This is a genomic window from Stenotrophomonas sp. Br8 (assembly GCF_014763005.1).
Taxonomy (GTDB): Bacteria; Pseudomonadota; Gammaproteobacteria; order Xanthomonadales; family Xanthomonadaceae; genus Stenotrophomonas; species Stenotrophomonas lactitubi.
Genome location: NZ_JACGTN010000020.1, coordinates 140,881 through 149,309, shown reverse-complemented (window position 1 = coordinate 149,309; position 8,429 = coordinate 140,881). Strand labels below are relative to the sequence as shown.

Sequence of the window (8,429 nt, the reverse complement as noted above, 5' to 3'; positions counted from 1 at the left end):
GGTCATCGCCAGGGTTTATACCTAAAAACCCCGCTGCTCATGCAGCGGGGTTTTTCTCTATTAAGTGAAGGCTCTGCTTTTTTGAGTTCCTTCCGCCCCAAGGGCAAGTACGCGAGCTGGCGCTGCAAGCGCTGCTGCAACCGTCTCCCTGGTGAAATTAGCGCTATGGAACCACCCGATCCCATCCCGAACTCGGAAGTGAAACGTAGCTGCGCCGATGGTAGTGTGGCCTAAGCCATGCGAGAGTAGGTCATCGCCAGGGTTTACATCCAAAACCCCGCTGCTCACGCAGCGGGGTTTTTCTTTGCCCGTCGTAAACCACGGTAGTGCCGGCCGCTGACCGGCAACCACGTGCAGCTGCGTCAAGTTCATGGGGTTGCCGGCCAGCGGCCGGCACTACCGGTGCCCAGCATCACGCAGATGGCCGGCAGCCGCGCATGAAAAAGCGGCGCCCAAGGGGCGCCGCTTTTTGTACAGCTCAACGGCAGGCGGACTTACTTCGCCGCAGCGGCCGGTGCCTTGCCCTTCATCATCGTGTCGCGGGCGGCCTTGAACGGATTGCCTTCGTACCAGTTCGGCCAACGATCGCCGCCGGCCAGTTCCTTGCCGACGCCGTACATCAGCTGCAGGTCCTCGACCGTGCCATCCAGCTTCCAGGTCGCCGCGTCATACTCGTCCTTCGGGCCGTGGTAGCGGTTGGAACCGTAATCGGCGGCCGCCTTGCGGCCCGCCTCGACGCCACCGTCGCGCAGGTCCTCGCCGCCGTCGGCATACAGCGCCGGCACACCCGCCTTGGCGAAGTTGAAGTGATCCGAACGGAAATAGAAGCCACTCTGCACCGAGGTCTCGCCGTGCAGGGTGCGATCCTGGGCTGCAGCCAGCGGCTTGAGGATGTCTTCCAGCTCCGAACTGCCGAAGCCGGTCACCGTCACGTCCTTGGCACGACCGGCCACCGACATCGCATCGATGTTGATGACACCGGCGATCTTGTCCAGCGGGAAGGTCGGGTGGGCGACGTAGTACTTCGAACCCAGCAGACCGGACTCTTCCAGAGTCACCGCCAGGAACACCACCGAACGCTCCGGCTTCGGTTCCTGATGGGTCATGGCTTCGGCCACCTCAAGGATGCCGGCCACGCCAGTGGCGTTGTCGACGGCACCGTTGTAGATGTTGTCGCCCTGCTCGCCCTCGTGCTTGCCGAGGTGGTCCCAGTGCGCCATGTACAGTACGGCCTCATCGGCGCGCTTGCTGCCCGGCAGCACGCCCACCACGTTGCGCGACTGCTTCTGCGCAACCTTGCTCTTCAGGTCCACCGACGCGGTCGCCTTCAGCGGCACCGGCTTGAAGCCACGCTTGCTGGCATCCTTGTAGGCCTGGTCCAGATCCAGTCCGGCGCCGGCAAACAACGCCTTGGCCGCGTCGGCGCTCAACCAGCCCTGCACCGGCAGGCGCGGTTCGGCGTCGTCCTTGGCCGGCAGGTCGTACTGCGGGCCCGCCCATGAGTTCTTCACCACGTCCCAGCCGTAGGAAGCGCCCGCGGTGTCATGCACGATCAGTGCGGCGGCGGCACCCTTGCGCGCGGCTTCCTCGAACTTGTAGGTCCAGCGGCCGTAGTAGGTCATGCGCTTGCCGTCGAACAGCTTTTCGTCATCGACATGGAAGCCCGGGTCGTTGACGAACATCACCACCGTCTTGCCCTTCCAGTCCTGGCCGGCGTAATCGTTCCACTTCTGCTCCGGTGCATCCACGCCGTAGCCGACGAAGACGAGGTCACTGGCATCGACCTTCACTTCTGTCTGGCCGGTACGGGTGCCCACCACCATGTCGGTGCCGAACTTCAGTTCGGTGGTTTTGCCGCCCTGGTTGAGCGTGAGCACGGTCGATTCATCAGCCGTGGTCTCGGTCATCGGCACGTCCTGGAACCAGCTGTCGCCGTTTCCGGGCTGCAGGCCGATGCGCTGCATCTGGTCGCGGATGTAGTTGACCGTCAGTTCTTCACCCTTGCTGCCCGGCGAGCGACCTTCGAACTCGTCAGAGGCGAGGGTCTTCACCATCTCGGCAAAGTCGGCGGCGTTGATCGCGGCTGAGAACGTGTGCGGGGCCGGCTTGGCGGTGCTGTCGGCGCTGGGCGCCGGCGCGGGGGTGTCTTCGCCTTTGCAGGCGCTGAGCGCGGCCGCAGCGGCCAGGCACAGGAGGAGTTTGCGGGGCATCATCGGTTCCTGGAAACACAAGGGACGGCCGCGCAGCAGGCGCGACCGGTATCTGGAGTATCGCCCAAGCTGCAGGCTCAGTCGGCCGGGGCGGTATCGGTATCGAAGGGGATCGGATCGGCGCCGGTGACCGCGCCGATGCGTGCACTGCGGTGGACATACAGCACCACTTCGCGCTCGAACAGCAGGCTGCCGCTGACCACCGCATTGGGGCCGATGATGACCCGCGGCTTGCGACTGGCCGTCAGCGAGACACTGAAGTTCGGCTTGCGCACATGCACACCGCCGCCGACCTGCGAGCCGATGCCGATGGTGATGTCGCCGTTGACGGTCTCCACGTCCTTGCGCACGCGGCTGCCGACCAGGCCGATGCCACCGTTGACGGTTTCCACGCCGCCCTCGATCTGGCTGCCCTGGTCGCTGAAGATGCTGCCATTGACCGTGCTGACATCGCCATGGGCCGTCACTTCGCGGCCCATGCGGATGCCGCCGTTGACGGTCTCGATGCTGCCGGTGCGGGCACGATCGGCGACCTTGACGCCGCCGTTGACGGTGTCGATGCTGCCGGTTTCCACGCCTTCGCCGACACGGATGCCACCATTGACGGTGTCCAGCTTGCCGTAGCGCTGGCCCGGATCCGCGCTGATGCTGCCGTTGACCTTGCTGACATCCGCCTGGGCCCAGGCCGGGCCAGTGGCCAGCGCAATGCCCAACAGCAGCGGAATGGAGAGAGCTTTCATGGGAACCTCGTTGTTGTGCGGCTGGCAGGCCGCGTGCGGAGATGTCACCATTCCCCGCACGTCTCCGCATCTGCCTGAAGTCACTGGAAAGCCCTTGCGCAACAACGCCTTCCCCTCACGCCGGCATCACATCGCCACCCTGCGCGGTGGACGTTGCCTGTTGCTGGGAATGGCGCTTGCCCTGGCGCTGCCATTGCCGGGCGCTGCGCAGACCGCTTCCACCCGCGAGGCCGAGCGCAAGCTGCAGAAGCTGCGCAGCGAGTTGAAGGGCGTGGCGCAGGAGCGCCGGCAGATCGAGGGCCAGCGCGGACAGGCGTCGCAGCAGTTGCGCGAGGCCGATGAAAAAGTCGCGCGCAGTGGCCGCACGTTGGCCCAGACCGAGGCGGCACTGCGTGAGCAGGCCCAGGCGCTGGCCCAGGCCGAGCAGCGGCGCAATGCATTGCAGTCCAACCTGGAAAAACAGAATCGCGAACTGGCCGGCCTGTTGCGCGCCGCCTACCAGCTTGGCAACCACGCCCCGCTGAAGCTGCTGCTTTCGCAGGACACGGTGGCCGATGCCAACCGTGCGCTGGCCTATCACCGCTACCTGCAGCGCGAGCGTGCGCAGCGCATCACCACGCTGACGGCCGATCTGAAGGAGCTGGAGACACTGCAGACGCAGATCGCCCAACGCCAGCAGCACCTGCAGGGTACCCAGCGGGAGCAGAAGCAGCAGGTCGCCACGCTCGCGTCGGACCGTCGCGAACGCGCGCAGACCGTGGCTTCGCTGGAAGAACGCTTCAAGGACAAGCGCGAGAAGGAACAGGCACTGGGCCAGGACGCCAAGGCGCTGGAAACCCTGTTGGCCAACCTGCGCGCTGCCGCGGCCCGTGCCGAAGCCGAGCGCCGTGCCGCCGCCCGCAAGGCTGCCGCCGAGAAAGCCGCCGCCGAGCGCGCGGCCCGACAGGCGGCCGCAGCTGGCCGCCCGCCGCCGCCACCGACCAAGGTTCCCCCGGCGGTTGCCTCGGCGCCAGCGCCGAAGGTCGGTGGCCTGGGTTGGCCACTGTCGGGCAATCTGCTGGCCCGCTATGGCGGCAAGCTGCCGGACGGCCGCACCAGCAGCGGCGTGTTGATCGGCGCACCTGCCGGAAGCACCGTCACCGCTGTGGCCGATGGCACCGTGGTGTTCTCCGATTGGATGACCGGCTACGGCATGATCCTGATCGTCGACCATGGCAATGGCTACATGAGCCTGTACGCCCACAACGACACCCTGCTGAAGGATGCCGGCGCGCGGGTCAGCCGTGGCGACGCGGTGGCCAAGGTCGGCAACTCCGGTGGCCAGGGCGTGACGGCGCTGTACTTCGAGCTGCGCCGTGGTGGGCAACCGGTCAATCCGGACAGCTGGCTGCAGCGGCGCTGAATTCCGGCTGGCCGCACGAGGCCGGATTCAACGGGAATTTAGCCACGCTTCGCGCATAATCGGTGCATGTGCCTTGGGCACGATGCCATCGTCGACAGGAGTGATCCATGCGCGCAGCCCGTACCGCCACCCTCTTGCTGGCTCTGTTGCCGGCCCTGTCCTGGGCCCAGCAGACCGCCCCCATCCCGTTGAAGGAAACTCCCGGGAAGGCGGCGAGCAGCGAGGAGGCGGTGACCTCGAAGGTGCCGCTGGACGATATCCGCCGCTTCGTGGCCGTCTACAACGCGGTGCGCGCAGCCTATGTCGATCCGGTCGATGACAACAAGCTGATGCAGTCGGCCGTGCGCGGGCTGCTGCTCGACCTCGATCCGCACAGCACCTACTTCAACAAGGAAGATGCAGAGGCGTTCGACGAGCAGGCCAACGGTGCTTACGAAGGCATCGGCGTCGAGCTGCAGCAGCAGCCGGACAACGCCAGCATGAAGGTGATCTCGCCGATCGACGACACCCCGGCGGCCAAGGCCGGCATCCTCGCCGGCGACCTGATCATCGCCATCGATGGCAAGCCGATCAGTGCGATCGATGCCAGCGAACCGCTGCGTGGTCCGGCCGGCAGCAAGGTGGTGCTGACCATCGTCCGCGACGGCAAGCCCAAGCCGTTCGACGTCAGCCTGACCCGGCAGACGATCCGCGTGACCAGCGTGCGCAGCCGCCTGCTGGAGCCGGGCTACGGCTACATCCGCCTGAGCACGTTCCAGGCCGATACCGGCTCTGATTTCCAGAAGCACCTGCAGCAGCTGCAGAAGCAGTCCGGCGGCAACCTCAAGGGTCTGGTGCTGGATCTGCGCAGCAATCCGGGTGGTCTGCTGACCGCTGCCGTACAGGTAGCCGATGACCTGCTCGACAAGGGCAACATCGTCAGCACCCGTGGCCGCATCAGCATCAGTGATGCACGCTTCGACGCCACTCCGGGCGACCTGCTGAAGGGTGCGCCGGTGGTGGTGCTGGTGGATGCCGGTTCGGCCAGTGCATCGGAAGTGCTGGCCGGTGCGTTGCGCGACAACAAGCGCGCGCGCGTGATCGGCAGCCGCACCTTCGGCAAGGGCTCGGTGCAGACCGTGCTGCCGCTGGACAACGGCGATTCGGTGAAGCTGACCACGGCTCGCTACTACACGCCCAGCGGCAAATCGATCCAGGCCACCGGCATCGTGCCGGAAGTGGAACTGAAGGCCGCCCCGCGTCCGGAAGATGAGGCGCTGCCGGCCAGCCTGAGTGATTACAGTGAAGCGACTCTGCCGGGCCACCTGCGCGGTGACGAGGAAGGCACCGAGGGCTACCACGCAGGCGCCGTGCTGCCGGGCGATGGTCCGATCAACGATGCGCTGGCCGAACTGAAGAACCCGGGTTCGGTGGCGGCACGCTTGAAGGCAGAAGCCGCGAAGGCTGAAGCGGACAAGGCAGCGAAGGCCGCCGCCAAGCCGGCGCCGAAGGCGGAGCCCAAGGCTGAAGCAAAACCTGAAGCAAAGCCTGAGGCAAAGCCTGAGGCAAAGCCTGAAGCAAAGCCCGCAGAGATCCCGGCCAAGCCTTGATTCTGTAGATTCGAGCCATGCTCGACTGATGTCCGAACGCCGCCCGAGCACGTCTCGGGCGTTTCGCAGAACGCGGCTAGCGGACGCTAGAACCCGTGCCGCTTGCGCAGGCGCCGTGCGATCGCCGCGCGCACGTACATGCCGTACACCACGCCGAACACGAAGCCGCCGATGTGCGCCCACCAGGCGACCATGCCGAAGGTCGGGCCGATGTAGGCGAACACCACCTGCAGCGCGGCCCACACGCCGATCAGCAGATAGGCCGGGGCGCGCACGAATTCCAGGAACAGCCCCAGCGGAATCACCACGCCCAGGCGCGCGCCGGGGAACAGCGCCAGATAGGCGCCGATCAATGCCGACACCGCGCCACTGGCGCCGATGATGATCTGGTCCGGGCTGCCCATGGTGTAGATGGCAACCAGGTTCGAGATCGCCCCGCCCACCAGGAACAGCAGCAGCAACCGCCACGGACCCAGCACCCGCTCGGCCGGCAGGCCGAAGATCAGCAGGAACACCAGGTTGCCCAGCAGGTGCGACCAGTCGGCGTGCAGGAACAGGGCAGTGAACAGGCGCAGCACGCTGCCGTCCTGCAGGGTCGCCCACCAGTCCAGCGGGTGGGTCAGGCCGGTGGACAGGGCGCCCCAGTCCAGCCACAGGCTTCCGCGGGCGTCGTCCGGGCGCGAGATCGACCACAGGAATGCCAGCCACAGTGCCGCAAACAGCACGGGTGTAGCCCAGCGCAGGGTCGCCTTCTTGCGCGAGGGGAGGGAGACGAACATGGCGTAAGCCTAGCGCGAGGGCGCTTTTGGCGGGGAAAGTCCTGTTCAGCTTTTGCGGCGAAAAAAGCGCCGCCGCTGTTATTGTTTCATTAACGGCTCTGGGTAATACTCGCATACGGCGTCGTATGTCGGGAGGGGAATCCGGCGCGCTTCGAAGGGCCATCCGGCCTGACGGGCGCAGGCGCACTCAGAGCACCATCACCGCTTACCGGAGAGAGAACTACGATGCAAACTGCTTCCACCATTGCCCGCCTGACCCTGCTGGCCGTCGGCGTTGCCGGTGCGCTGGCCGCCGCCGACGCCAACGCCGCCGCTTTCCAGCTGAAGGAAAACAGCGCCAAGGGCCTGGGCCGCGCGTTCGCCGGCTCGACCTCCGCCGAGGGCGATGCCTCGGTGGTCGCCACCAACCCGGCTTCGATGCGTCTGCTGGAAGGCACCCAGATCCAGGGTGACGTCAGCGCCATCAGCTTCGGCGCCAAGTTCCGCGGCGAAGGCCGCTACGCCAACGGCGCTCCGATTTCCGGCGGCAACGGCGGCGACGCCGGCATGATCGCTCCGGTTCCGGCCGCGTACTTCCACGTGCCGTTCGGCGAGAAGGACAACATGCACTTCGGCGTGTCGCTGACCGTGCCGTTCGGCTTCAAGACCGAATACGACCGTGACTGGGTCGGCCGCTACAACGGCGTCAAGACCGAACTGCAGGCCATCGACCTGGGTGCGGCCTTCTCGTATGACGTCAACCCGTACCTGTCGTTCGGTGCGTCGGTGTTCGCCGAGCGCCTGAATGTCGACCTGACCAGCGCCGTCGATACCGGTACCGCCATCAACGCCAGCGCCCAGCAGCGCGCCGCCGCCGCTGCACTGGCGGCCGGCCGCACCCCAGCCCAGGCCCAGGCTGCCGCACAGGCGGCTGCACGCCAGGCTGCACAGCTCGGCTTCTCGCCGGGTACCGCTGATGGCTACCTGCGCATCAAGGGTGACGAAGTCTCCATCGGCTACACCCTGGGCATGACCGTCAGCCCGGTGGAAGGCACCAACATCGCCTTCAGCTACCGCTCGGAAGTCGAACACAAGATCACCGACGGCAAGGCCGACTTCACCATCCCGCAGAACGCCGCCGCCTTCCTGGCCAGCGCCGCACCGGGTACCTTCATCGACAGCAACGGCCGGGCGACCATCACCCTGCCGGCCAGCGCCACCGTCAGCTTCACGCACCGCGTGAACGACCAGTGGAAGATCATGGCCGACGTGTCGCGCACCGCATGGAGCAAGTTCGACGAAGTGCGCGTCGACTATGACTCCAACCAGCCGGACAGCGTGCTGCCATTCCACTACCGCGACACCACCTTCGCTTCGATCGGTACCGAGTACCGTCTGAACGAGCAGCTGACCCTGCGTGGCGGTCTGGCGTACGACCAGACCCCAACCACCGACGCCCACCGTGACGTCCGCGTGCCGGATACCACCCGCAAGTGGCTGTCGCTGGGCCTGACCTGGGCGCCGTCGGAGAAGATGGAATACAGCGTGGGCTACACCCACCTGTTCACCAAGGATCCGAACGTCAACTCGACCTCGGCAACGGCCAACACCGTTACCGGCAAGTACAAGGTCACCGGCGACGTGCTGGCTGCTTCGATGCAGTACAAGTTCTGATTCCGGCGATTGCCTGAAGCAGTACGAAGGAGGCCCCGCGCAAGCGGGGCTTCTTT

6 protein-coding genes and 1 rRNA gene are annotated in these 8,429 nt (G+C 66.1%); 4 read left to right on the top strand and 3 right to left on the bottom strand.

Annotated elements, in window-relative coordinates:
- Positions 1 to 147 precede the first annotated feature (147 nt).
- Positions 148 to 262, top strand: a 5S ribosomal RNA gene (gene rrf, locus H3005_RS18010).
- 232 nt (positions 263 to 494) lie between these two features.
- Here rrf and H3005_RS18005 read toward each other — a convergent pair.
- Entirely contained in the window at positions 495 to 2,210 is a 1,716-nt protein-coding gene (locus H3005_RS18005) for a M28 family metallopeptidase (RefSeq protein ID WP_100554528.1), read from the bottom strand.
- 77 nt (positions 2,211 to 2,287) lie between these two features.
- Positions 2,288 to 2,950: a hypothetical protein gene (locus H3005_RS18000; protein ID WP_100554529.1), complete on the bottom strand. Its 663-nt coding sequence runs from the start codon at positions 2,948 to 2,950 to the stop codon at positions 2,288 to 2,290.
- Between the two features lie 169 nt (positions 2,951 to 3,119).
- On the opposite strand from H3005_RS18000, the gene H3005_RS17995 reads away from it, so the two are divergent.
- Together H3005_RS17995 and H3005_RS17990 are read left to right on the top strand one after the other, a co-directional pair.
- Positions 3,120 to 4,352 (top strand): peptidoglycan DD-metalloendopeptidase family protein, encoded by a 1,233-nt coding sequence (locus tag H3005_RS17995; RefSeq protein WP_223880324.1) that lies wholly within the window; start codon positions 3,120 to 3,122, stop codon positions 4,350 to 4,352.
- A gap of 107 nt (positions 4,353 to 4,459) precedes the next feature.
- The gene (locus H3005_RS17990) at positions 4,460 to 5,941 is read left to right on the top strand and encodes a S41 family peptidase (protein ID WP_100554531.1); all 1,482 of its coding nucleotides are present in this window, start codon (positions 4,460 to 4,462) and stop codon (positions 5,939 to 5,941) included.
- A gap of 86 nt (positions 5,942 to 6,027) precedes the next feature.
- On the opposite strand, the gene H3005_RS17985 is transcribed toward H3005_RS17990, so the two are convergent.
- Entirely contained in the window at positions 6,028 to 6,720 is a 693-nt protein-coding gene (locus H3005_RS17985; RefSeq protein ID WP_025878304.1) for a rhomboid family intramembrane serine protease, read from the bottom strand.
- A gap of 225 nt (positions 6,721 to 6,945) precedes the next feature.
- Between H3005_RS17985 and H3005_RS17980 the strand changes: the two genes are divergently transcribed.
- The gene (locus tag H3005_RS17980) at positions 6,946 to 8,373 is read left to right on the top strand and encodes an outer membrane protein transport protein (RefSeq protein WP_089238203.1); all 1,428 of its coding nucleotides are present in this window, start codon (positions 6,946 to 6,948) and stop codon (positions 8,371 to 8,373) included.
- Positions 8,374 to 8,429: the final 56 nt, after the last annotated feature.

Coding starts and splice junctions, on each gene's coding strand:
- H3005_RS18005 (WP_100554528.1), bottom strand. CDS start 2,210: ATGCCCCGCAAACTCCTCCTGTGCCTGGCCGCTGCGGCCGCGCTCAGC.
- H3005_RS17985 (WP_025878304.1), bottom strand. CDS start 6,720: ATGTTCGTCTCCCTCCCCTCGCGCAAGAAGGCGACCCTGCGCTGGGCT.
- H3005_RS17980 (WP_089238203.1), top strand. CDS start 6,946: ATGCAAACTGCTTCCACCATTGCCCGCCTGACCCTGCTGGCCGTCGGC.
- H3005_RS17990 (WP_100554531.1), top strand. CDS start 4,460: ATGCGCGCAGCCCGTACCGCCACCCTCTTGCTGGCTCTGTTGCCGGCC.
- H3005_RS18000 (WP_100554529.1), bottom strand. CDS start 2,950: ATGAAAGCTCTCTCCATTCCGCTGCTGTTGGGCATTGCGCTGGCCACT.
- H3005_RS17995 (WP_223880324.1), top strand. CDS start 3,120: ATGGCGCTTGCCCTGGCGCTGCCATTGCCGGGCGCTGCGCAGACCGCT.